23 protein-coding genes are annotated in these 22083 nt (G+C 67.8%); 15 read left to right on the top strand and 8 right to left on the bottom strand.

Annotated elements, in window-relative coordinates; translation table 11 throughout:
• Window positions 1–33: 33 nt before the first annotated feature.
• The 3 genes from murD to FJU31_RS07975 form a co-directional block, all read right to left on the bottom strand.
• Complete coding sequence (murD, locus tag FJU31_RS07985; RefSeq protein ID WP_150454269.1) at window positions 34–1443, bottom strand: UDP-N-acetylmuramoyl-L-alanine--D-glutamate ligase; 1410 nt, start codon at window positions 1441–1443, stop codon at window positions 34–36.
• The gene (murL, locus tag FJU31_RS07980) at window positions 1424–2776 is read right to left on the bottom strand and encodes a UDP-N-acetyl-alpha-D-muramoyl-L-alanyl-L-glutamate epimerase (protein ID WP_150454268.1); all 1353 of its coding nucleotides are present in this window, start codon (window positions 2774–2776) and stop codon (window positions 1424–1426) included. The genes murD and murL overlap by 20 nt, the downstream gene beginning before the upstream one ends.
• 88 nt (window positions 2777–2864) lie before the next feature.
• Window positions 2865–5459 carry a bifunctional aspartate kinase/diaminopimelate decarboxylase gene (locus tag FJU31_RS07975; RefSeq protein ID WP_150454267.1) on the bottom strand — a complete coding sequence of 865 codons (2595 nt, stop codon included), beginning with the start codon at window positions 5457–5459 and terminating at the stop codon, window positions 2865–2867.
• A 75-nt stretch (window positions 5460–5534) separates the two neighbouring features.
• Between FJU31_RS07975 and FJU31_RS07970 the strand changes: the two genes are divergently transcribed.
• Both FJU31_RS07970 and FJU31_RS07965 read left to right on the top strand, forming a co-directional pair.
• On the top strand, window positions 5535–6410 hold the full coding sequence (locus FJU31_RS07970) for a PhzF family phenazine biosynthesis protein (RefSeq protein WP_150454266.1): 876 nt from the start codon (window positions 5535–5537) through the stop codon (window positions 6408–6410).
• A 96-nt stretch (window positions 6411–6506) separates the two neighbouring features.
• Complete coding sequence (locus tag FJU31_RS07965) at window positions 6507–7385, top strand: PhzF family phenazine biosynthesis protein (protein ID WP_150454265.1); 879 nt, start codon at window positions 6507–6509, stop codon at window positions 7383–7385.
• 73 nt (window positions 7386–7458) lie between these two features.
• Here FJU31_RS07965 and FJU31_RS07960 read toward each other — a convergent pair whose 3' ends face one another.
• Window positions 7459–7890: an OsmC family protein gene (locus tag FJU31_RS07960; RefSeq protein WP_079220964.1), complete on the bottom strand. Its 432-nt coding sequence runs from the start codon at window positions 7888–7890 to the stop codon at window positions 7459–7461.
• 370 nt (window positions 7891–8260) lie between these two features.
• Between FJU31_RS07960 and FJU31_RS07955 the strand changes: the two genes are divergently transcribed.
• From FJU31_RS07955 to FJU31_RS07940, 4 genes are all read left to right on the top strand, one after another.
• Window positions 8261–8659 carry an HU family DNA-binding protein gene (locus FJU31_RS07955; RefSeq protein ID WP_108768080.1) on the top strand — a complete coding sequence of 133 codons (399 nt, stop codon included), beginning with the start codon at window positions 8261–8263 and terminating at the stop codon, window positions 8657–8659.
• 268 nt (window positions 8660–8927) lie between these two features.
• A complete protein-coding gene (locus FJU31_RS07950; protein WP_150454264.1) occupies window positions 8928–9236 on the top strand; it encodes a DUF3861 family protein in 309 nt (102 codons plus the stop codon).
• 56 nt (window positions 9237–9292) lie between these two features.
• Complete coding sequence (locus FJU31_RS07945; RefSeq protein ID WP_150454263.1) at window positions 9293–9835, top strand: hypothetical protein; 543 nt, start codon at window positions 9293–9295, stop codon at window positions 9833–9835.
• Between the two features lie 78 nt (window positions 9836–9913).
• Complete coding sequence (locus tag FJU31_RS07940; protein WP_150454262.1) at window positions 9914–10510, top strand: YceB family lipoprotein; 597 nt, start codon at window positions 9914–9916, stop codon at window positions 10508–10510.
• A 173-nt stretch (window positions 10511–10683) separates the two neighbouring features.
• On the opposite strand, the gene FJU31_RS07935 is transcribed toward FJU31_RS07940, so the two are convergent.
• Window positions 10684–11226: a type 1 glutamine amidotransferase domain-containing protein gene (locus FJU31_RS07935; protein ID WP_150454261.1), complete on the bottom strand. Its 543-nt coding sequence runs from the start codon at window positions 11224–11226 to the stop codon at window positions 10684–10686.
• Window positions 11227–11399: 173 nt separating this feature from the next.
• On the bottom strand, window positions 11400–11867 hold the full coding sequence (locus tag FJU31_RS07930; protein WP_150454260.1) for an SET domain-containing protein: 468 nt from the start codon (window positions 11865–11867) through the stop codon (window positions 11400–11402).
• Window positions 11868–12085: 218 nt separating this feature from the next.
• Here FJU31_RS07930 and FJU31_RS07925 point away from each other — a divergent pair, with 218 nt between their 5' ends.
• The 5 genes from FJU31_RS07925 to FJU31_RS07905 all read left to right on the top strand — a co-directional run bounded on the left by FJU31_RS07925 (window position 12086) and on the right by FJU31_RS07905 (window position 17389).
• Complete coding sequence (locus FJU31_RS07925; RefSeq protein ID WP_108768075.1) at window positions 12086–12541, top strand: SUF system Fe-S cluster assembly regulator; 456 nt, start codon at window positions 12086–12088, stop codon at window positions 12539–12541.
• A gap of 18 nt (window positions 12542–12559) precedes the next feature.
• The gene (gene sufB, locus FJU31_RS07920; protein WP_079220956.1) at window positions 12560–14035 is read left to right on the top strand and encodes a Fe-S cluster assembly protein SufB; all 1476 of its coding nucleotides are present in this window, start codon (window positions 12560–12562) and stop codon (window positions 14033–14035) included.
• A gap of 74 nt (window positions 14036–14109) precedes the next feature.
• Entirely contained in the window at window positions 14110–14874 is a 765-nt protein-coding gene (gene sufC / locus FJU31_RS07915; RefSeq protein ID WP_150454259.1) for a Fe-S cluster assembly ATPase SufC, read from the top strand.
• Window positions 14874–16136: a Fe-S cluster assembly protein SufD gene (gene sufD / locus FJU31_RS07910; RefSeq protein ID WP_150454258.1), complete on the top strand. Its 1263-nt coding sequence runs from the start codon at window positions 14874–14876 to the stop codon at window positions 16134–16136. Before sufC ends, sufD begins: the two co-directional genes overlap by 1 nt.
• Window positions 16133–17389 carry a cysteine desulfurase gene (locus FJU31_RS07905; protein WP_150454257.1) on the top strand — a complete coding sequence of 419 codons (1257 nt, stop codon included), beginning with the start codon at window positions 16133–16135 and terminating at the stop codon, window positions 17387–17389. The genes sufD and FJU31_RS07905 overlap by 4 nt, the downstream gene beginning before the upstream one ends.
• Window positions 17390–17404: 15 nt before the next feature.
• On the opposite strand, the gene FJU31_RS19430 is transcribed toward FJU31_RS07905, so the two are convergent.
• Both FJU31_RS19430 and FJU31_RS19425 read right to left on the bottom strand, forming a co-directional pair.
• Entirely contained in the window at window positions 17405–17734 is a 330-nt protein-coding gene (locus tag FJU31_RS19430; protein ID WP_246161251.1) for a hypothetical protein, read from the bottom strand.
• Between the two features lie 45 nt (window positions 17735–17779).
• Window positions 17780–18055, bottom strand: coding sequence for a transposase (locus FJU31_RS19425; protein ID WP_246161250.1), 276 nt, complete (start codon window positions 18053–18055; stop codon window positions 17780–17782).
• An 89-nt stretch (window positions 18056–18144) separates the two neighbouring features.
• Between FJU31_RS19425 and FJU31_RS07895 the strand changes: the two genes are divergently transcribed.
• From FJU31_RS07895 to FJU31_RS07880, 4 genes are all read left to right on the top strand, one after another.
• Window positions 18145–18684, top strand: a complete 540-nt coding sequence (locus FJU31_RS07895) for a GNAT family N-acetyltransferase (protein ID WP_150454256.1) — start codon at window positions 18145–18147, stop codon at window positions 18682–18684.
• Complete coding sequence (locus tag FJU31_RS07890; protein ID WP_150454255.1) at window positions 18681–19013, top strand: non-heme iron oxygenase ferredoxin subunit; 333 nt, start codon at window positions 18681–18683, stop codon at window positions 19011–19013. The genes FJU31_RS07895 and FJU31_RS07890 overlap by 4 nt, the downstream gene beginning before the upstream one ends.
• A 182-nt stretch (window positions 19014–19195) precedes the next feature.
• Complete coding sequence (locus FJU31_RS07885) at window positions 19196–19597, top strand: hypothetical protein (protein WP_150454254.1); 402 nt, start codon at window positions 19196–19198, stop codon at window positions 19595–19597.
• A 115-nt stretch (window positions 19598–19712) separates the two neighbouring features.
• The gene (locus FJU31_RS07880) at window positions 19713–22037 is read left to right on the top strand and encodes a catecholate siderophore receptor Fiu (RefSeq protein WP_150454253.1); all 2325 of its coding nucleotides are present in this window, start codon (window positions 19713–19715) and stop codon (window positions 22035–22037) included.
• Window positions 22038–22083: the final 46 nt, after the last annotated feature.

Below are 22083 nucleotides of genomic sequence, written 5' to 3'. Positions count from 1 at the left end.
CGGCCGGCACTACCGTAGATCGAGGCTGACCCTTTACCCGATGCCCAGGCCCGGAATCGCGCTGATGCTGTCCGGCTCGAACCCGGCCAGCTCGGCGAAATGGCGGCCGCGGGCCACGTAATCGCGGTAGGCACCAAAGCTCGGCGCGCCCGGCGACAACAGCACCACCCCGCCCTGCGCACCCAGCGCCGTGCGTGCCAGCGCCATCGCCTCGGGCAGGTCGCCGGCCGCGTGCAGGCCGAAGCGGCCGGCATCGGCCAGCGGCTGCAGTATCGCGTGGATGCGCGGGCCGTTGCTGCCCATCGTCACGATCTCCACCGGCGGCACATCGTGCGCCATGTGCTGCATGAAATCGGTCCAGTCCAGGCCACGGTCGTGCCCGCCCACCAGCAGCGCGATGCGCTGGCCGGCGAAACATTCCAGCGCGGCCAGGCTGGCGTGCGGCGTGGTGCTGATCGAATCGTTGACGTAGGTCAGGCCATCGGCCGCGCCGATGCGCTGCAGGCGGTTGGGCAGCGGTCGGAAGTCCTGCACCGCCGGTGCCAGCGCTATCGCATCCAGGCCCAGCGCTTCCAGCGCGGCCAGCACCGCGCACAGGTTGCCGCGGTTGTGGCGGCCCGGCAGCGGCGTGTTGCGGGTATCGAACACGGCCTGTTCGCCGCGATGCACGATGTCACCGCGCATGTGCCAGCCCTGCGGCTGGTTGAACCAGACCACGTCACTGTCCGGCAACGAGAGCGCGGCCAGATGCGGATCGGCGGCATTGAGCACGGCAATCCGCGGCGCGGCCTCGGTCACCAGCCGCAGCTTGTCTTCGATGTAGCGCTGTTCGCTGCCGTGCCAGTCCAGGTGTTCCGGGAACAGGTTGAGCACCACCGCCACCTGCGGGCGGGCGCCGCTGCGCGCCACTTCACCGGTCTGGTAGCTGGACAGTTCCACCGCCCAGAACGCGGGCGCCGGCTGCGGGTCCAGCACCTCCAGCAGCGGCAGCCCGATATTGCCGACCAGGCCGGTGCGGTGGCCGGCCGCGCGCAGCAGGTGCGCCACCAGTGCGGTGGTGGTGCTCTTGCCCTTGGTGCCGGTCACGCACACGGTGTCGTGCACGATGCCATCGTCGCCCGCATGTTCGGCAAACCACAGCGCGGTGCCGCCGATGAAGGCCGTGCCCTGCCCCGCTGCCGCCAGCGCGATCGGCTGGTAAGGGCTGATGCCGGGCGACTTGATCACCACCTCGAACGCGGCCAGCGCCTCGGCAGTGGGCTCGCCGCGCACGTCCAGCAGCCCCTGCGTTTCCGCACGCGCGGCCTCGGCCTCGGCGGCCGGGCAGAACAGGCTCAGGGCCAGCGCAGGCAGGCGCGCGCGCAGCACGGCAAACGCCGCGCGGCCCTCACGCCCCCAGCCCCACAGCGCAACGCGCTTTCCTTCAAGCTGTGAAATCTTCACGCACACGTTCCCACAGCGCGGCCGGAATGCGGTGCTCGCCCTGCAGCTGCAGCAGCGGTGCCAGTTCCAGCTCAGCGGCATCCAGCTGCGGCTGGATCTCGTTGCAGAAGCGCTTCACCAGCACGTCTTCCTTCCATTCCGGGCGCTGCGCCAGGGTCGCCATCGCCGCGCGCGATTCGCGGCCTTCGCCCACGCATTCAAACGGCTTGTGGTCCTGGAACTCCAGCAGCGCGTCGAAGCCACCGGCCTGGCCGGCGTCGTCCAGCAGATTGCGACCGAAGATTCGCACCAGGCGGGTCTTGGGCATGAACGGGGCCAGCGCCAGGAACACGAAGTGGCACTTCGGGCAGACGCCGCACCAGCGGTTCACCGGGCGCTCGCCGAGGATGTGGAAGTTGCGGTTGCAGCTGGAGAAATGCGCGTCGTAGAAGTCGCTCTTGGCGAACTGGCGGCCCACCGCCAGTTCGGACATCGGGCGCAGCAGCGAGTAGTACTGCAGATCGGCGGCCACCTGCTTCTGCACGTGGTTGCCGAAGGCCTGCTCGAACGCCCAGCCCTTGGACCACTGGTGGTTCACTTCGCCGGTGCCCGGAATCTGGCTGCCATAGCTGGCCGAGCGCTCGTTGGAGAACACCACCTGGTCCACGCCCTGCAGCAGCGCGGCCAGCACCATGATCGCCGAGTTCACCGCCGTGACCGGAATGTGCCCGTTCCACGCGCCCTGACGGTTCAGTTCGAACAGTTCCGGCGCCAGCGCGCGGCCCAGGTTCAGGGTCGGCAGGCCGGTGCGCTCGGCACAGGCACGGATCAGCTGCGAACCGCCGATCCAGGTCACCGTCTCCTCCACGCCGGCACGGCGCAGCGCTTCGATGCTGACCAGCGAATCCTTGCCGCCGCCGATGGCCACCAGCGCATGCGGCTGCAGGCCCAGCACCGGCGCCTGCACCGCTTCGCCCTGTACCGGCAGGCGAAAACGCCCGCGCAGGTTCAGGCCGTTGCGGTAGGCGAATTCGCCCAGGCCGTTGAGGTAGACCGTTTCCACCAGCGCTGCGGTATCGGCATCGATGGCATAGCTGTCGATGCTGACCGTCTCCGGCACGCCCGCCTTGTAGTAGCTGACCCCGGCAATCAGGTGCAGCAGCTGCAGGGTGCGCTGCACCGCGGCCGCGCGCGCCTCGTCCAGCACGAACGGAGCGCCCGGCACGGTGATGGTTTCCACCATCTCCGGGCCATCGTCGAAGGCGTAGACCAGCTTGGCCACGCCGGTATCCGCAGCGAACTCGCAGCGGACGAAGCGGAAGCGGGAAACCTGGTGTTTATCGAAAGCAGTCATGGCGGATCCAGTTCAAGCGCGGTCAGGCACGCCCCGCGCGAAGCGCAGGACGTGTCGGTGGGCGGGTGCAGGGCGCGAAGGGCGGCGATCACTCGATCACGTCTTCGCGCGGCATCGCCCGCTGGTTGTAGGTGTTGGCCATCACATAGCCGTAGGCACCGGCGTCGGCGATCAGCATCACATCGTCCGGCGCAGTGGACACCGGCAGCTTCCGGCGCTTGCCGAACACATCGCTGGATTCGCAGATCGGGCCGACCACATCGAACGCCGCTTCGGCATAACCGCCTTGGCGGCTGAGGTTCTCGATGTCGTGCCAGGCGTCGTACAGGGCCGGGCGCATCAGCGTGTTCATGCCGGCATCCAAGCCGACGCGGCGCACGCCGTCCTTTTCCACCACCTGGGTGGCATGGGTCAGCAGCACGCCCGATTCGGCCACCAGGTAGCGGCCCGGCTCGATCGCCAGGCGGAACGCCGGGTGCAGCGCCTTGACCTCGGTCAGGCCCTCGGCCCAGGCGTCCAGGTCGAACGGCTCGTCTTCCTCGCTGTACGGAATCGGCAGGCCACCACCGATGTCGATGGTCTGCACGCTGCCGATGCGACGGGCGAAACCGGCCAGCTCATCGCACATCAGGCGCCAGTGCTGCGCGGTTTCCACGCCGCTGCCCAGGTGAGCATGCAGGCCGACCACGCGGGTGCCCAGATCGGTGGCGGTGCGCACGAACTCGTCCACGCGCGCCATCGGCAGGCCGAACTTGGAATCCTTGCCGCCGGTGCGGACCTTGGCGTGGTGGCCTTCGCCACGGCCCAGGTCCACGCGCAGCCAGATTTCGCGGTTGCGGAACAGATCCGGCCAGCGCTGCAGCGCTTCCAGGTTGTCCACGGTGACGGTGACGCCGAGCGCGAAGCCGGCTTCGTACTCTTCGCGCGGGCAGAAGCTGGGGGTGAACAGCACGCGCTTGGGCGACAGTTCCGGCAGGTGCTGGAACACATGCTTCAGCTCGCCGTGCGAAACGCATTCCAGGCCGAACCCTTCGGCTTCCAGCAGCTGCAGGATGGCCGGGTGGCTGTTGGCCTTGATCGCGTAGTAACGCTGGTCGATCGGCTTGATCGCGGCCAGCGCGCGGGCGCGGGCACGCACGGTCGGCAGGTGGTAGACGTAGCGCGGCGTGCCGGCGTCGGCCAGCTGCAGCAGGTGCGCACGCTGGCCACGCCACCACGGCGTGCCACGCGGGCGCACGGTGCCTGCGATCTCGCGCCAGCGCGGGCCGAACACTTCGGTCTCTTCCACCGGCATCGCACCGCTGTCGATCAGCTCGGCATGCAGGATCGGCAGCAGGCCATCGGCATCGGCCTCGTCGATGACGAAGGTCAGGTTCAGGTCGTTGGACGACTGCGAGATCATGTGCACGCGCTCGCGGCCGAAGGTGGCCCACACGTCCGACAGCTTGTGCAGCAGCGAACGCATGCCACGGCCGACCAGGGTGATGGCCGCGCACGGCACGATCACCTTCACCTTGCAGATCTGCGACAGGTCAGCCGACAGCGCGGCCAGCACATCGGTGTTGACCAGGTTCTCGGACGGATCCAGCGACACGGTGACGTTGGTTTCGGCCGAACCGATCAGGTCCACCGACAAGCCGTGCTTCTTGAACAGGCCGAACACATCGGCCAGGAATCCGACCTGCTGCCACATGCCGATGCCTTCCATCGACACCAGCACGATGCCGTTGCGGCGGCTGATCGCCTTCACGCCCGGCACCGGTGCAGCACTGCCGTCGATGCTGGTGCCCGGCAGTTCCGGGCGCTCGGTATCGAGGATGGCCATCGGCACGCCGGCGTCGCGGCACGGCTTGATCGAGCGCGGGTGCAGCACCTTGGCGCCGGTGGTGGCGATTTCCTGCGCTTCGTAATAGTCCAGGCGGGTCAGCAGGCGCGCGTCCGGCACGTCCTTGGGGTTGGCGCTGAACATGCCCGGCACGTCGGTCCAGATTTCCACGCGGCTGGCACCGAGCAGCGCACCGAAGTACGCCGCCGAAGTATCCGAACCACCGCGGCCGAGGATGGCGGTGCCGCCGTCGGCGTGGCGGGAAATGAAGCCCTGGGTGATCAGCAGGCGGGTCGGCTGCGCGCGGAAGCGCTGCATCCAGTCCGCGTCGGCGCGCCATTGGCAGTTCACCGACAGGCGCTGCGACCACTCACTCTGGTTCGGCTGCGGCGGCATCGCGTCCAGCCATTGGCGGGCGTCCATCCAGCCCATGTCCAGGCCCGAGGCGTGCAGGTAAGCCGCGCCCAGGGTCGAGGAGAGCAGCTCGCCCTGGCCCAGCACTTCGGCCTGCCATTCCAGCGGGCGGGTGGCGGCGCGCGGGTCATCCAGCAGGCCCTGCAGGGCGGCCAGGCGTTCGCCCAGCACCTCGCGGCCCAGGCCGAGCTCGACCAGGAAGCCCTCATGGCGTTCGACCAGGGCGGCCACGCGGTCGCGGCTGTCCGGCGCGCCATCGGCGATCGCGGTCAGTTCATTGGTGACCCCGGACAGCGCCGAGACCACCACCAGCACGCGCGAGCCGGTCTCTTCCGCGCGTTTTTTCGCCAGCTTCCCGATCGTGTCCCAGCGGTGGCGACGCGACACCGAGGTGCCGCCGAACTTCAGTACGATCCAACGATCGACAAGGGGGGAAGCTGACATGGATAGGCTATGTGTAATGTGGGGAAGCCGCCCGAGGGGGCGGAACCTTCGATTCTAAGCCCAATGGACCCACCGATGGCCGCCTTCCGCTACCTGCAGCTTGATGTCTTCGCCCACCAGCCCGGCAGCGGCAACCCGCTGGGCGTGGTGCTGGGCGCCGACGGGCTGTCCGCCGGGCGCATGCAGGCGCTGGCGGCGTGGCTGAACCTGTCCGAGACAGTGTTCTTCCTGCAGCCCCGCGCCGCCGGTGCCGATTACCACATCCGCATCTTCACCCCGGGCAGCGAGCTGCCGTTCGCCGGCCACCCCAGCGTCGGCGCGGCCTGGGCAGCGGTCACCTGTGGCCTGGCCACGCCGGGAGACGGCGGCGCCCTGGTCCAGCAATGCGCCGCCGGCCTGCTGCCGGTGCGGGTGAGTGGCCCGGCCGACGGGCCGACCATCGAACTGGCCAGTCCACCGGCCCGGCACCTGCCCACCGCGCCCGGCCAGGCACCGGAACCGCTGCTGGCCCTGGCCGCCGACGGCCATGCCCCCGAGCTGTGGGACAACGGCCCGCGCTGGTGGCTGCTGCCCCTGCGCGATGCCGCCGCCGTGCGCGGCCTGGCCCCGGACATGGCCGCCCTGCGCGACTGGACCAATGCCACCGGCGCGACCGGCGTGGCGGTGTTCGCCGATGAACCCGCCGCAGGGCACAGCCGCGTGGTGCGCGCGTTCTGCCCGGGCGATGCGGTGAACGTACCCGAAGATCCGGTGACCGGCAGCGCCAACGCGCTGATCGGCGCCTGGCTGCGCCAGCGCGGCGCCCTGCCCAACGGCGCGGGTGCTTACGTGGCCAGCCAGGGCCGCGAAGTCGGCCGCAACGGCCATGTCCATGTGCGTGTCGATGCCGAAGGCACGGTGTGGATCGGCGGCCGGGTGCAACCGGTGATTGACGGCCACATAAGCTGGTAGCGCCGGGCCATGCCCGGCGGCATCACCGCACCGCGCTGCGCGCTCGCGGGGCATGGCCCCGCGCTACCATCTCTCCATTTCCTGGAGTTTCCCCTGATGTCCGCACGCCGTTTCCTGCAGCTGGATGTGTTCTCGCCGCGCGCCGGCGCCGGCAATCCGCTGGCCGTGGTGCTCGATGCCGAGGGCCTGGACGACACCGCCATGCAGGCCATCGCGCGCTGGACCCGGCTGCCGGAAACCACCTTCGTGTTCGCGCCGCAGACCGCTGGCAGCAGCTACCGGCTGCGCATGTTCAGCCCGCAGAAGGAGGTCCCCTTCGCCGGCCACCCCAGCGTCGGCACCGCCCACGCCGTGCTGCAGGCTGGCCTGGCCGCGCCGGTGGAGGGCGTGCTGGTGCAGGACGGCATTGCCGGCCTGCTGCCGCTGCAGGTGATGGGCGAGGGCGCCGCACAGCGCATCGCCATCCGCACCCCGCGCGCGCAGCTGGCTGAAATTGCGCACGCCAATGATCCGCGCCTGCAGGCCGCGTTGCAGGGCTGGCCGCTGGGTGATTTGCCGCCAGCGCGCATGCAGGGCGGCCGCAGCTGGTGGGTGGTCCAGGTGGCCGACGAGGCCACGCTGCGTGCGCTGCAGCCGGAATGGGACGCGGTCGCCGCGCTGGCCGAATCCACCGACAGCATGGGCGTGTTCGCGTATGCGTTCAGCGATGGCAGCGAAGGCTTCGACCTGGCCGTGCGCGCCTTCGTCGGCAACGGGCGTCGCTTCGAGGATGCCGCCTCGGGTGCGGCGAATGCCGTGCTGGCCGCGTGGCTGGACCTGCGTGGCGTGCTGCCGCGCGGCCGCGAACCGTATGAAGTCAGCCAGGGCCGCGAGGTCGGCCACGATGCGCGGCTGACCCTGCGCGTGGATGAGGACGGCGAGGTGTGGTCCGGCGGACAGGTGCAGACGGTGATCAGCGGGACCATTGATTGGTGATTGCGATGGGGCGCCGGGCGGTGCCCGGCTCCGTTCCGCTTCACTCGCCGGGCATGGCCCGGCGCTACCGGCCTCAGCCCAGCTCGGCTTCCAGGCTGATCGGCACGGCGCTCAGTGCCTTGGACACCGGGCAGTTCTGCTTGGCGTCATCGGCGATCGCGCGGAACTGCGCGGCGTCGATGCCCGGCACCACGGCTTTCACCTTCAGCCGGATCTGCGACAGCTGCGGGCCACCTTCCATCGACAGGTCGACCTTGGCTTCGGTATCCAGCGAGGTCGGTGTAAACCCGGCATCGCCCAGCTTGGCCGACAGCGCCATCGTGAAGCAGCCGGCGTGCGCGGCGGCGATCAGCTCCTCCGGGTTGGTGCCTTTCTCATCGCCGAAGCGGCTGTTGAAGCCGTAGCGGGTCTTGTCCAGCAGCCCGCTCTGCGGCGTGCTCAACTGGCCCTTGCCCGACTTGAGGTCCCCTTCCCAGTGCGCGGTGGCGTGTCGCGAGATTCCCATGTGCTGCTCCTGCGTGGCGGTGATGAACGGCTACCCTCGCACGGCACGCGTTAGCCCTGCGTCGCCCCGCCGCAGGGCACGTCGCGGTTCCTGGCCAGCCCGGTGGACACTTCCTCACCAGCGCGAATTGAATTTTTCCCTTGTTTTCAGCGGTTTCGCGCATTCCGCAGCAACGGCGCCCCCTATTGCGCACTGCAGCGCACCGCCTGTTTGCCCGCTTCCGGACATGTACTCAATCGGCCTGGATATGAAAAAACATGCACTTTCCGCGCTCCGGGCTATTGGCGGCGCTCGAGAGTTGCCCTACATTGCGCTTGCCGACGGGGTTCGGCGCCGACCACACAACCAACCGTTCACGGAACAGGAAACCATGGCAAAGACCGCTAAGAAGGCTGCCCCGAAAAAGGCAGTGAAGAAAGTCGCGACGAAGGCTGCCGCCAAGCCGGCCGCTCCGAAGCCGATCAAGGAAGTGCTGACCAAGTCCGGCCTGGTTGCACACATCGCGGAAGCGTCCGGCGTTGTCGCCAAGGACGTGCGCGCGGTGCTGGCCTCGCTTGAAACCGCCGTTGCTTCCTCGGTGCACAAGAAGGGCGCTGGCTCCTTCACCCTGCCGGGCCTGCTGAAGATCTCGACCGTCAGCGTGCCGGCCAAGCCGAAGCGCAAGGGCATCAACCCGTTCACCAAGGAAGAGCAGTGGTTCGCTGCCAAGCCGGCCACCACCAAGCTGAAGGTGCGCCCGCTGAAGAAGCTGAAGGACGCCGCGCTCTAAGCGCGCGCCCAACGGCATCTTCCGACGGGACGGCGCAGGCCGTCCCGTTTTTGTCTGCGCCGGCGCCACGACCCCGCGCAAATCGCAACACAGCGTTTCCGCGCAAGCACCGTCCCCGCCGACAGCCGCACCAGCATTGGCTGTGGCCCGGTTTTTACGCGTCGGAAACGGACCGGGTGGAACACTGCGTGCAGTCCCGGCCGTCGCCGCCGGTCGCGGCCTTGCCTATGGTGGGCACATCCCTCCAGACCCAGGCGAGCACACCCTCATGGCCAGCCCCTCCACCCGCTACCGGATCTCGGTGACCCCGATCGAAAAGGACGGGCATCAGTGCACCGGGCGCTGCACCATCGAACTGGAACATCGCGCCAGCCGCGACCTGATGCGTCTGCTGGAAAGCGCCCCGCGCACGGCCGGCCTCAGCGGTGACGAGCGCGCCACCCTGGTGGTCGCCACCCAGCTGCTGCGCGATATCGTGCAGCGCCACGCCGATACCGACGGCCATGCACTGGCAGCCGTGGCGGCGCAGGTGCTGCCGGCCCTGGCCGCACTGGAACAGCTGCCTACGTCGCGCTGATCCGGACGCTGCCGATACACTGCCCTCCTCCAGGTCGCCTCGGGGAGGAGGCAGACATGCGCAGTGCCATGTTGTTGATGATGACGGTGACCCTGCTGGGCTGTTCCAGGCAGACACCGTCCGATGACGCAGCCGCCGTGCCGCCGCCCGCCGACGCACCAGCGATCGACGCAGGCCGTCCCGCTGCCTCGCACGATGAACACGGCCTTGCGTCGCAGGCCATCGACCCGCTGTATGGCGCGGTCGCCGCGGATGGTGAAACGCCGTCCCGGCTGCTCAACCGCTATGTGCTGGACCTGCTCAACCGCAACAAGGCCGGCATCGATGCCGCCTGGGCCATCGCCCCGCCGGATGCACGGCGTGCCGACGATGCCGCACTGCGCCTGCTGCCGGACGTGCGCAACCTGCGCCTGGACAGCGACCCCGCCGTGCCGCGCGATCAGCAGCAGCCGCCGCGCCTGCTGGAAGTGCCAGTGCGCATCCGCGCCTCCACTGGCGAGGGCGCGTTCCGCTACCACGGCTGGTACCGCGTGCAGCCCCGCGCAGATGGACAGGGCTGGCAGATCCAGTCGGCGCAGCTGCAACCGACGCTGGACTGAACCGTTGCAGCGGCATGCACGTAGGATTCAGCGTGCAAAGCTACTCTGTAGCCCTCATTCATCGCCCCGGTCACCGCCATGCGCCTGCGTTCCCTGATGACCCGCCTTGCCGCGTCCACCGTGCTGATCGCCGCCGCGATCGGTGCGCAGGCGGCCCCCTCTATTTCCGGGCGCGAACTGGCGGTTGGCGCCAGCGACGTGCAGCAGTATCTGGATGGCAGCTTCCCGCGCACCCAGAATGCGTTGGGCGGCCTGATCGCACTGACCATGAGCCACCCCCAGCTGAGCCTGCCCGCTGGCGAACGCCTCGACCTCGGCATGGACCTGGCACTGGCCACCGCCGGCGGCACCCCGACCAACCTGGGCAAGGTGAAGCTCAGCAGCGGCCTGCGCTACGACGCGCAGACCCAGGGCTTCCACCTGCAGGACCCGACCGTGGACGACTTCACCCCGGCCAGCCAGGGCGGTCGCCTCGACTCGCGTACGCGCGGCCTGCTCAACGCTGCGCTGAGCGATTACGCCCGTCGCGAACCGATCTACAAGCTGGACCCGGCCATGGCCGGCGTGCTGGGCGCGCTGCAGGTGCAGTCGGCGCAGGTGAAGAACGGCAAGCTGGTGGTCACCTTCAACCAGAACCTGGGCAACCTGATGCCTGCCGGCCTTCTGGGCAAATAAGGTAGCGCCGGGCCGTGCCCGGCGGCTTCTGATGATCCCGCGCTTCGCGCTCGCCGGGCATGGCCCGGCGCTACCGCAACATCGACCCGGGTGGAGGTAGCGCCGGGCCGCGCCCGGCGGCTTTTGATGATCCCGCGCTTCGCGCTCGCCGGGCATGGCCCGGCGGCACACCATCACGCAGCCAGTGCGTTGACCACGGCCTCGCTGAAGGCCGGAATGTCATCCGGCTTGCGGCTGGTGATCAGCTTGCCGTCCACTACCACCTCGGCATCGCGCCAACGCGCGCCGGCATTGGTCAGGTCCTGCTGCAGCGACGGCCACGAGGTCACCTCGCGCCCCTTGGCCAGCCCGCTGTTGATCAGCAGCCAAGGGCCATGACAGATCGCGGCCACCGGCTTGCCGGCATCGGCCACGCTGCGGATGAAGCCCAGCGCCGCCTCGTCGGTACGCAGGGTGTCGGGGTTGATCACCCCGCCGGGCAACACCAGCGCATCGAAACGCCCGGCGTCGGCCTCGGCCAGCGGCAGGTCCACCGTCACCACGCCGCCCCAGTCCTTGTCCTTCCAGCCCTTGATGCTGGCCTCCTGCGCAGGAGAGACCACGGTGACGATCGCGCCCTGCGCTTCCAGCAGGCGCTTGGGTTCGATCAGTTCGGACTGTTCAAAGCCGTGGGTCGCGAGGATGGCGACCTGCTTGCCGGCGATACGCTGTGTCATGTCGTGTGCTCCAGTGAGGGGGCACACAGAATCGGCGAACCGCCATTGCACGGCGGTGACCCGATCGTGCACGGCAGGTGGAGAGACCACTGGTAGCGCCGGGCCGTGCCCGGCGTCTGGTTCCGCCCACGCTTCGCGCTCGCCGGGCACGGCCCGGCGCTACCAATTACCCGTCAGCGCTTGGGCTGCAGCATCGTGCCGGTGCACTTGGGCGAACCGCAGCGGCACTCCCAGATCTTCTTCAGCTTTGCCGTGTGGCGCTCGGCCAAGGTAATGCCGTAGTTGTAGGTCAGCTCCTCGCCGGCGGTGATGTCGCGCAGCGCTTCGATGAAGACCTTGTCACCACGGCTGTCGCCGTCCTCGTCTTCCTCGATCACCGCCTCGCAGTTCGGGTCGCAGCTGTGGTTGATCCAGCGTGCGTCGTTGCCCTTGTAGTTGGCGTCGATCACCCAGTCATCGTTGAGGGTGAACAGGAAGGTATGGCCACTTTCCACGTCGCCGCTGTCGTCGGCATCGACGTCGCCGTGGCTGCGCAACAGGCCCTTGTACTGGATCACGCGCTCGCCCTGCTTGATCGGGGCCACGGCGAACACGCCGTTGCCATGGATGGCGGACTTGCGGGCTTGGATCTTCTTGGGCATCGGCAAGGGTGGGTCTGCAGCGAAAGGAACCCGATTCTCACTCATTCCGGGTGATTGCGAAAACAACCCGCATGCCGCAGCATTGCGCCCCGGTCGCCCCGGTGTGTTGTTCCCGCCGGGCCGACGACCGCCCCAAGCGCCGGCTGAATGGCCGGGTTGGATGCTGGCGAAGAAAAGCGTACAATTTCAGTCCGCTTTAAGAACCACTCGCATCCCCCATGCTGCGCGTCACCAAACTCACCGATTACGCGACGGTCGTGCTGACCGTACTCGCCGCCCGCCCGGGTGAAGTGCTGAGTGCGACCGAGCTGGCCGAATTCACCGGCCTGGAACCGCCCACCGTCAGCAAAGTGCTCAAGCCGCTGGCCCAGGCCGGCCTGGTCGAAGGCCTGCGCGGTGTCCGCGGCGGCTACCGGCTGACCCGCCCGTCCATCGAGATCTCGCTGTTCGAGGTGGTCGAGGCGATGGAAGGGCCGCTGGCGCTGACCGAATGCAGCCACGACCACCACCAGTGCAACATGGCGCCCAAATGCGGCGCACGCAGCAGCTGGCGGCTGATCAACGACGTGGTTTCCGAGGCCCTGCGCGATGTCACCCTCGCCCAGATCCTGCCCCCCCTTCCCCTTGTCGATGACGAACAGCGCCGCACCATCGCTGTCGACGTCGTCTCCTGATCCGTAGGCAGCCCCCCCATGGCCACCGAAACCATCGAAACCGTCGCCCACGACGACACCCCCAACCGCGAGATCCATGAGCAGCTCGGCCGCAAGTACTCGGCCGGCTTCATCACGGAGATCGAATCGGACTCCCTGCCGCCGGGCCTGGACGAGGACACCATCCGTGCCCTGTCGGCCAAGAAGGAGGAGCCGGAATGGATGACGCAATGGCGCCTGGACGCCTACCGCCACTTCCTGACCATGCCGATGCCGAACTGGGCCAAGCTGCAGATCGCCCCGATCGACCTGCAGGCGCTCAGCTACTACTCCGCGCCCAAGGGCCCGAAGTACGCTTCGCTGGATGACGTGCCGAAGGAACTGCTGGACACCTACGACAAGCTGGGCGTGCCGCTGCACGAGCGCGCCAAGCTGGCCGGCGTGGCGGTGGACGCGGTGTTCGACTCGGTATCCGTCGGTACCACCTTCCGCAAGGAACTGGCCGAGAAGGGCATCATCTTCTGCTCGATGTCCGAGGCCATCAAGGAACACCCGGAGCTGGTGCGCCAGTACCTGGGCACCGTGGTGCCGGTGGGGGACAACTACTTCGCCGCGCTCAACTCGGCCGTGTTCTCCGATGGCAGCTTCGTGTTCATTCCCAAGGGCGTGCGTTGCCCGATGGAACTGAGCACCTACTTCCGCATCAACGCCGGCCACACCGGCCAGTTCGAGCGCACCCTCATCGTGTGCGAGGACAAGGCGTACGTGTCCTACCTGGAAGGCTGCACCGCGCCGATGCGCGATGAGAACCAGCTGCACGCCGCGGTGGTCGAGCTGGTCGCGCTGGAAGATGCGGAGATCAAGTACTCCACCGTGCAGAACTGGTACCCGGGCGACGAGAACGGCGTCGGCGGCATCTACAACTTCGTCACCAAGCGTGCCGAATGCCGTGGTGCGCGCAGCAAGGTCACCTGGACCCAGGTCGAGACCGGTTCGGCCATCACCTGGAAGTACCCCTCCTGCGTGCTGCTGGGCGACGATTCGGTGGGCGAGTTCCACTCGGTGGCGCTGACCCATCACCGCCAGCAGGCCGACACCGGCACCAAGATGATCCACGTCGGCAAGCGCACCAAGAGCAAGATCGTCAGCAAGGGCATCAGCGCCGGCCGCGGCCAGAACACCTACCGCGGCCTGGTCAAGGTCGACCGCAATGCCGATGGCGCGCGCAACTACACCCAGTGCGATTCGCTGCTGATCGGCAAGCAGTGCGGTGCCCACACCTTCCCCTACATCGAGGTGAAGAACCCGGGCGCCACCGTCGAGCACGAGGCCACCACCTCGAAGATCTCCGACGACCAGCTGTTCTACTGCCGCGCCCGTGGCATCAGCCAGGAAGACGCGGTGTCGATGATCGTCGATGGCTTCTGCAAGCAGGTGTTCCGCGAACTGCCGATGGAATTCGCAGTGGAAGCCAAGAAGCTGCTGGAAGTCTCGCTGGAAGGTTCGGTGGGCTGACCGCCAGCCCCTGCCCCTCGCAAACGCATTCTCTTTATCGGCGGGCCGCAGCCCGCCCCACGGAAATCCCCACCATGCTGAAGATCGAAAACCTCCACGCCCGCATCGGCGACAAGGAAATCCTCAAGGGCCTGTCGCTGGAAGTGAAGCCCGGCCAGGTGCACGCCATCATGGGCCCCAACGGCGCCGGCAAGTCCACCCTGGGCAATGTCCTGGCCGGCCGTGACGGCTATGAAGTGACCGAAGGCAGCGTGCAGTTCGAAGGCAGCGACCTGCTCGACCAGGACCCGGAAGCGCGCGCCGCCGCCGGCCTGTTCCTGGCCTTCCAGTACCCGGTGGAAATCCCGGGCGTGAACAACACCTATTTCCTGCGCGCGGCGTTGAACGCCCAGCGCAAGGCGCGTGGCGAGGAAGAACTCGATTCCATGCAGTTCCTGAAGCTGGTCCGCCAGAAGCTGGCCGTGCTGCACCTGAAGGACGAGCTGCTGCACCGTGGCGTCAACGAAGGTTTCTCCGGTGGTGAGAAGAAGCGCAACGAGATCTTCCAGCTGGCCGTGCTCGAGCCGAAGCTGGCTATCCTCGACGAAACCGATTCGGGCCTGGACATCGACGCACTGAAGAGCGTTGCCGACGGCGTCAACGCGCTGCGCGCGGCCGACCGTTCGTTCCTGGTCATCACCCATTACCAGCGCCTGCTGGACTACATCAAGCCGGACGTGGTGCACGTGCTGGCCGATGGCCGCATCGTCAAGACCGGCGGCCCGGAACTGGCCCTGGAACTGGAAGCGCACGGCTACGATTTCCTCAAGGATCGCGTGGTGCGCGAGGCGGCGGTCTGATGAGCGCCCTGCTCGACTCGATGGCCCAGGCCTTCTGCGGCAGCGATGCGCGCCGCGAAGTGCTCGATACGGTGCTGCGCGATGGCCTGCCGGCCGGCCGCAGCGAAGCCTGGAAGTACACCTCGCTGCGCCAGCTGGAGCGGCGCGCCTTCGCCGCCGCGCCGCTGTCGCCGCCGGTGCTGGACGCAGCCGTGCTGGAAGACATCCCGGCGCCGCGCCTGGTATTCGTCAACGGCCGCCTCAGCGACGCGCTGAGCGACACCCACGGCCTGCCGGCCGGCGTGCAGCTGGAACCACTGTCCTCGGCACTGGCCGCCGGCGAGGATGCCGCGCGTTTCCTCGGCCGCCGCTACGAGCGCAGCGACGAGGTGTTCGCCCGCCTGAATGCCGCGCTGGCCGATGAAGGCGTGGTGCTGCGCGTGGACGAAGGCGTGCAGGTCGAGGTGCCGCTGCAGCTGGTGTTCGCCAGCGTGGCCGGCGACACCGACCTGGCCTGGCACCACCGCCACCTGATCGAACTGCGTGTCGGCGCCAGCCTGGGCGTGGTCGAGCACCGCTTCAGCGTGGGCGACCCGGCGCACCTGGACAACACCGTGCTGCATGCCCATGTCGCCCGCGATGCCGTGCTCAAGCATGCCCGCGTGCAGGCCGGCAGCGCGCGCCAGACCAGCTTCCTGCGTACCGATGCGGTGCTGGCGCGTGATGCCCAGTACCACCGCGTCGACCTGGAACTGGGCGCCGCACTCAGCCGCCACGAACTGAACGTGCGCCTGGAAGGTGACAACGCCCAGCTGACCGCCAACGGCGTGCTGCTCGGCAATGGCCGCCGCCACGTCGATACCCGCCTGGGCATCGACCACATCGCCCGCGATACCAGCAGCGAGCTGCTGTGGCGTGGCGTGGCCGCCAACCGCAGCCGCGTGGTATTTCATGGTGGCATCCAGATCCGCGAAGGCGCCGACGGCACCGACGCGAACCTGTCCAACAAGAACCTGCTGCTGTCGGCCGACGCCGAGATCGACACCCAGCCGGTGCTGGTGATCGACGCCGACGAAGTGAAGGCCGCCCACGGTGCCACCGTCGGCCAGCTCGATGCCAACGCGCTGTTCTACCTGCGTTCGCGCGGCCTGCCGCAGCCGCAGGCACAGGCACTGCTGAGCGCCGCGTTCTGTCACGAGCCGCTGAAGGTGCTGCCCGAGGCCCTGCGCGAGCAGCTGGCACGCCGCCTGGACAAGGCCCTGGCCGAGGCAGGTGTGGCATGAACCTGTCCACGCCGCGCCCGATCGAACCCGCTGCCGGCACGCCGGACTGGGACCGCGTCCGCCTCGACTTCCCGCTGCTGATGCGCGAAGTGCACGGCAAGCCGCTGGTGTATTTCGACAACGCCAACACCGGCCAGAAGCCGGTGCAGGTGATCGGCGCGGTGGACGAGTACTACCGCCGCTACAACGCCAACGTCAGCCGAGCCGTGCATGCGCTGGGCACCGAGGCTACCGACGCCTACGAGGGCGCGCGCAACAAGCTGGCCCGCTTCCTCAACGTGCGCAGCAACGAGCTGGTGCTGTGCAGCGGCACCACCTTCGCCATCAACCTGGTGGCGTACTCGTGGGCGCTGCCGCGACTGAAGGCCGGTGATGTCATCCTGGTCTCGCGCATGGAGCACCACGCCAACATCGTGCCGTGGCAGCTGGTTGCCCAGCGCACCGGCGCGACCATCCGCGTGGCCGAGATCACCCCCGATGGCGCGCTGGACCTGGACGCGCTGCGCAAGGCGATGACCCCCGAGGTCAAGCTGCTGGCCGTAGCCCACGTCTCCAACGTGCTGGGCACGGTCAACCCGGTGCGCGAGATCTGCCGTGAAGCGCGCAAGCGCGGCATCGTCACCGTCGTCGATGGTTCGCAGGCCGTGCCGCACCGCAAGGTCGACGTGGCCGCGATCGGCTGCGACTTCTACGCCATCACCGGCCACAAGATGTGCGGCCCGACGGGCACCGGCGTGCTGTGGGCCCGCCGCGAGCATCTCGACGCGATGCCGCCGTTCCTCGGCGGTGGCGAGATGATCAAGGAAGTCAGCTTCGACGGCACCGTATTCAACGACGCCCCGCACAAGTTCGAAGCCGGCACCCCGAACATTGCCGGCTTCATCGGCCTGGGCGTGGCCGTGGATTACCTGCAGGGCCTGGGCCTGGAGCACGTGGAAGCGCGCGAGGCCGAGCTGCTGGCGCACTTCACCGAAGAACTGCGCAAGGTCGATGGCCTGCGCATCCTCGGCGAAGCACCGGAAAAGGCCGCCGTGGTGTCCTTCCTGATCGACGGCGCGCACGCGCACGACCTGGCCACCCTGCTGGACCTGGAAGGCGTGGCCGTACGTTCAGGCCAGCACTGCGCGCACCCGCTGCTGCAGTATTACGGGGTTGCCGCCACCTGCCGTGCCTCGCTGGCGTTCTACAACACGCATGCCGAGATCGAGCGCTTCATGGCTGCGCTGACCAAGGTACGCAAGCTGCTGGGCTGAGCCCGCAGACCGGGGTCAGATCCCTCTCGCACCGCGAAAGGGCTCTGACCCCAACAGCGGCGCAGCAAACCGACGCTGCGACTGCACCGCCTTCCGTATAGAGGCGAGATCCTGCGCAGGAATACCCTGCTCGATGAACTCCCCATAGCGCCTGAGTTTTTCTTCCCCATCGGTGGCAATCAGCTCGAATGCCGAATGCGGCACGAGCAGTGCATTCGCCCTGCCCTGCGCATTCGCGCGATAACTTGACCAGCGATAGTCCTCGGCATGCGCCACCAGTCCTGCCCGCACCGGGTTAAGCTCCATGTAGCGCTGGCAGGCCAGCAGATAGCGATCGGAATCCACCAGCGTGGAATGGAAGCGCCCTTCCCAGAGGGTGCCGGTTCGGCTCTAACGCTCATTCACCCGACGCACGTAGCTGCGGTTTACTGCCTGCATCACCCGTGACAAACCACCGGCCGCATGCGGTGTCGGCAGCAGATGCACGTGGTTGCCCATCAGCACATAGGCATGAACCCGACAGTGATGCTCCTGCGCACAGTCGCGAAGCAGACCCAGATACATCGCTGGATCATTGCTGGTGAAGAACACAGCCTGGCGGTTATTGCCACGCTGGACGACGTGCTGCGGATAACCGGGTGCATCGATACGACGCGGGCGAGGCATGGGCGTCTCCGGAAGCCAAGGGGTCAGATCCCCTTGGCGGCGCCAACGGGATCTGACCCCTCCCACCCCTGCCGCCGTAGAATGCGCCCATGAGCACCCTGACTTTCCGTGCCGCCACGCCGGCCGACATCCCCGCCCTGATCACCCTGGTCACCTCGGCCTACCGTGGCGACGCCAGCCGCGCTGGCTGGACCACCGAGGCCGACCTGCTGGACGGCGCCCGCATCGATGCCGAGGGCATCCAGGGCGACCTCGACCGCCCGCGCTCGACCATCCTGCTGGCTGAAAGCGAGGGCCACCTGGTGGCCTGCGCCCACGTCGCCGATGTCGACGGCAAGGGCTACTTCGGCATGTTCTCGGTCGACCCGGCCCAGCAGGGCGGTGGCGTCGGCAAGCGGCTGATGGATGCAGCCGAAACCCATGCGGCGCGCGAATGGAACGTGCCGGTCATGCAGATGACGGTGATCGACGTGCGCGACGAACTGATCGCCTTCTACGAGCGTCGTGGCTACCAGCGTACCGGCATCAAGAAGCCGTTTCCCTACGGCGACGAGCGCTTCGGCATTCCCAAGCGCGGCGACCTGCGCTTTGAAATACTGGAAAAGCCGCTGGCCGGGGCTTCGGCATGAGCGACACCTGGACCTTCGTCTGCGCCGGCGCCGAGCTGCTGCCGGGCGAAATGAAGAGCGTGTTCGATGAAGTGACCGGCACGCCGATCGTGGTGTTCAACCTCGATGGCGTGTTGTATGCGCTGGAAGACCAGTGCACGCACGAAGAGTTCGAGCTGTCCTCGGGCGAGTTCAACACCGCCGAAGGCAGCATCGAGTGCGTGCTGCACGGTGCACGCTTCGATGTGCGTGATGGCCGCGCCATGTGCGCCCCGGCCTACACCGCGGTGCCCAAGTTCCCGGTAAAGCGCGAACACGACGCCGTCTGGACCCGCGACGACCGCGAGTGATCTGAGCGGGGGCGCCTATGCCCCCGCCGTCTCCTGCAGGCCTTCATCCACCCATGGGGTGGATCTACTGCCGCGATATGCGCGTTGCGTGTGTTTGGCTACACCAGATTCGCAGATGCGAATCATTATCGTTGATGTTATCCTTCGACCCGACTTCGTAACGGTTTGTAACGAACCGCACCATGGCTTCGACTGCAGCCACCGCCACGCTGTGCCAGCTCGCCCGCCAGGGGTGGCCACTGCTCGTGGCCGCGCTGCTGACGCTGTGGCTGGGGTGGTCGGCGCTCAATGAAGGGCGCGATGTCCCTACAGACGTCACCCTGCAGCCATCTGCGGCGGCGCTGGATGCCCACGCCATCGAGCCGCCAGGCGAATCACCGCCACGCGAGCCTGTCGCCCCGCGCATCGAGTCCGGGGCAGAAGGCGGTCACGGCGATGGCACGCCCCTGTTGCTTCGCCTGTGCCTGCTCGTTCCAGAGTCGGGCCCGCAGACCTTGGGCGTGCCTGTGCGTAATGTGGCGCCGGTGCGCCTTGCGGCACGCCGTCAGCCCCCCTCGCATGCACCACCAGCACTGCTGAGCTGAGCCGCCCGCCGGCCCATCTGTCGCACCCGCGCGTCCGCGCCAACCCTCCCCTCGCCTTCTGTCCCGTCGGCCACCGTGCCGACGGGCGCTTCCCGCATCCTGCAAAGCCCATCCCATGACCTCGATCAAGAGCCGCAAGCACGCCTCCCCGCTTCGTTCCCTGCCCCTGGCCACCGCCAGCCTGGCCGCCGGCCTCGGCCTGGCCGCGCTGCCCGCCCTCGCCATGGCAGACGCCACCGACAACGCACGCACGCTGGACAAGATCGACGTGCACGCCACGCGCGGCTACAAGGCCGACAAGGTCGCCTCGCCGAAGTTCACCCAGCGCCTGCAGGACACGCCGCAGACGATCCAGGTCATCACCAGCGACCTGTTCAACCAGCAGGGCGCCACCACCCTCACCGAAGCGGTGCGCAACAGCCCGGGCGTCGGCACCTTCTATGCGGGTGAGAACGGCAACACCACCACCGGCGATGCGCTGTTCATGCGCGGCTTCGACACGTCCAACAGCCTGTTCGTGGACGGTGTGCGCGATCTGGGCTCGATCTCGCGCGATGTCTTCAACGTCGAACAGGTTGAAGTGACCAAGGGCCCGGCCGGTACCGACAACGGCCGCTCGGCACCCACCGGTGCCATCAACCTGGTCAGCAAACAGGCCAACCTGCAGGATGCGACCTTGGCCAGCATTTCGCTGGGCAGCGACCAGCAGCGCCGCACCACCGCCGACTGGAACCAGTCCCTGGGCGCAACCAGCGCGCTGCGTATCAACGGCATGTGGCAGGACAGCGACCAACCCGGCCGCGACCACGTGCAGAACAAGCGCTGGGGCATCGCGCCGTCGCTGGCCTTCGGCCTGGGCACCGCAACCCGCTATTACCTCAACCTGCTGTATGTGAAGCAGGACAACGTGCCCGATGGCGGCGTGCCGACCCTCGGCATGCCGGGTTGGACGCCGCAGCCGACGCTGGAAGCGCTGGCCGGCCATCCGGTGGACCCGGAAAACTTCTACGGCACCCGTGCCGACCACGACGACGTGACCGCGAAGATGGCCACGTTCCGCTTCGAGCATGACTTCAACGACAGCGTGCGCCTGACCAACACCGCCCGCTGGGGCCGCACCGAACAGGACTACCTGCTGACCGCCTTCATGGGCACCGGCGTGCGCGGCGCCAACGGCCGTCCGACCGGCAACATCACCTATACCAACGCAGCGGATCTTTCGACCTACGCGATCGCGCGCAGCCTGCCGACCTTCAAGGACCAGCGCAACACCATCCTGACCGACCAGCTGAACCTGCGCGCCGACTTCACCACCGGCGCGGTGGGCCACGCCCTGAGTGCAGGTCTGGAATTCACCCGCGAAGAACTGGACAGCTACGGCCAGGCCGCCACCGGTGGCAGCCGCTGGCCTGCCGCGAACCTGTACAACCCTGACTGGAACGTGGTTGGCCTGGCCTGGGCACACAATGGTGCTGACGCGCACGGCAAGACCACCACGTCCTCGGCCTACGTGTTCGACACGCTGTCCTTCGGCGAGAGCTTCCTGCTGACTGCAGGCGTGCGTGCCGATCATTACAAGACCGAGTACGCCAGCGCCTCGGTGTGTGGCGGCCGTGGCGGCCCGGTCTGTGGCAGCAACCCCACCGGCACCGTGCTGCGCAATCCCACCCTTGAAGCCTCCGATACGCTGCTGAACTGGAAGCTGGGTGCCCTGTACAAGGTCGGCGACACCGTCAGCATCTACGCCAACTACGCAATTTCGCAGCAGCCTCCCGGCGGTGCCAACTTCCAGCTGAGCAGTTCGGCCAGCAGCGCCGACAACCCGAAGCTGGATCCGCAGAAGGCCAAGACCTTCGAGGTGGGCAGCAAGTGGGCCTTCATGGGAGATGCGCTGGCGTTGAACCTGGCCCTGTTCCAGACCGACGTGGACAACGAGATCAACAGCACCGTGCTCGACGACGCCGGCAACCCGACGCAGACGGGAAGCAAGCGGGTCAAGGGCGTGGAGCTCTCCGCGGTCGGTCGCCTGACCGACAACTGGTCGATCACCGCCGGCTACAGCCACCTGGATACCGAGGTCAAGGAAGGCGCCAAGGTCGCTGCGGATGGCACCACCAACCTCACCTATACGCCGGCCGACACCTTCACCGGCTGGACCAGCTACACCCTGCCGTTCGGCCTGACCCTCGGCGGTGGCGTGCGCTACGCCGGCGGCATGCACCGCGGTACCGACGGTGCCGTCGGCACTCCGGCGTTCACCAAGTCGTATGTGGTCTACGACGCGGTGGTGTCCTGGGCGATCAACGAGCGCGTGTCGCTGCGCTTGAACGGCTACAACCTGTTCGACAAGCAGTACGTGGCCAGCATCAACAAGAGCGGCTACCGTTACACCCCGGGTGCCCCGCGTACCTTCCTGCTCAGCGCGGACGTCCGTTTCTGATGGCCACGGCGCGGGGGAGCTGGACTCTCCCGCGCATCAACGAGGA

The organism is Stenotrophomonas cyclobalanopsidis, assembly GCF_008710035.1.
GTDB lineage: Bacteria > Pseudomonadota > Gammaproteobacteria > Xanthomonadales > Xanthomonadaceae > Stenotrophomonas > Stenotrophomonas cyclobalanopsidis.
The sequence above is the reverse complement of the archived record's forward strand: the minus strand, read 5'-3'. Positions and strand labels throughout refer to the sequence as shown.

Coding starts and splice junctions, on each gene's coding strand:
- FJU31_RS07880 (WP_150454253.1), top strand. CDS start 19,713: ATGACCTCGATCAAGAGCCGCAAGCACGCCTCCCCGCTTCGTTCCCTG.
- FJU31_RS07895 (WP_150454256.1), top strand. CDS start 18,145: ATGAGCACCCTGACTTTCCGTGCCGCCACGCCGGCCGACATCCCCGCC.
- FJU31_RS07925 (WP_108768075.1), top strand. CDS start 12,086: ATGCTGCGCGTCACCAAACTCACCGATTACGCGACGGTCGTGCTGACC.
- FJU31_RS07890 (WP_150454255.1), top strand. CDS start 18,681: ATGAGCGACACCTGGACCTTCGTCTGCGCCGGCGCCGAGCTGCTGCCG.
- FJU31_RS07950 (WP_150454264.1), top strand. CDS start 8,928: ATGGCCAGCCCCTCCACCCGCTACCGGATCTCGGTGACCCCGATCGAA.
- FJU31_RS07960 (WP_079220964.1), bottom strand. CDS start 7,890: ATGGGAATCTCGCGACACGCCACCGCGCACTGGGAAGGGGACCTCAAG.
- FJU31_RS07905 (WP_150454257.1), top strand. CDS start 16,133: ATGAACCTGTCCACGCCGCGCCCGATCGAACCCGCTGCCGGCACGCCG.
- sufC (WP_150454259.1), top strand. CDS start 14,110: ATGCTGAAGATCGAAAACCTCCACGCCCGCATCGGCGACAAGGAAATC.
- FJU31_RS07965 (WP_150454265.1), top strand. CDS start 6,507: ATGTCCGCACGCCGTTTCCTGCAGCTGGATGTGTTCTCGCCGCGCGCC.
- FJU31_RS07935 (WP_150454261.1), bottom strand. CDS start 11,226: ATGACACAGCGTATCGCCGGCAAGCAGGTCGCCATCCTCGCGACCCAC.
- FJU31_RS07955 (WP_108768080.1), top strand. CDS start 8,261: ATGGCAAAGACCGCTAAGAAGGCTGCCCCGAAAAAGGCAGTGAAGAAA.
- sufB (WP_079220956.1), top strand. CDS start 12,560: ATGGCCACCGAAACCATCGAAACCGTCGCCCACGACGACACCCCCAAC.
- sufD (WP_150454258.1), top strand. CDS start 14,874: ATGAGCGCCCTGCTCGACTCGATGGCCCAGGCCTTCTGCGGCAGCGAT.
- FJU31_RS07945 (WP_150454263.1), top strand. CDS start 9,293: ATGCGCAGTGCCATGTTGTTGATGATGACGGTGACCCTGCTGGGCTGT.
- FJU31_RS19425 (WP_246161250.1), bottom strand. CDS start 18,055: ATGCCTCGCCCGCGTCGTATCGATGCACCCGGTTATCCGCAGCACGTC.
- murL (WP_150454268.1), bottom strand. CDS start 2,776: ATGACTGCTTTCGATAAACACCAGGTTTCCCGCTTCCGCTTCGTCCGC.
- FJU31_RS07975 (WP_150454267.1), bottom strand. CDS start 5,459: ATGTCAGCTTCCCCCCTTGTCGATCGTTGGATCGTACTGAAGTTCGGC.
- FJU31_RS07970 (WP_150454266.1), top strand. CDS start 5,535: ATGGCCGCCTTCCGCTACCTGCAGCTTGATGTCTTCGCCCACCAGCCC.
- FJU31_RS07885 (WP_150454254.1), top strand. CDS start 19,196: ATGGCTTCGACTGCAGCCACCGCCACGCTGTGCCAGCTCGCCCGCCAG.
- FJU31_RS07940 (WP_150454262.1), top strand. CDS start 9,914: ATGCGCCTGCGTTCCCTGATGACCCGCCTTGCCGCGTCCACCGTGCTG.
- FJU31_RS07930 (WP_150454260.1), bottom strand. CDS start 11,867: ATGCCCAAGAAGATCCAAGCCCGCAAGTCCGCCATCCATGGCAACGGC.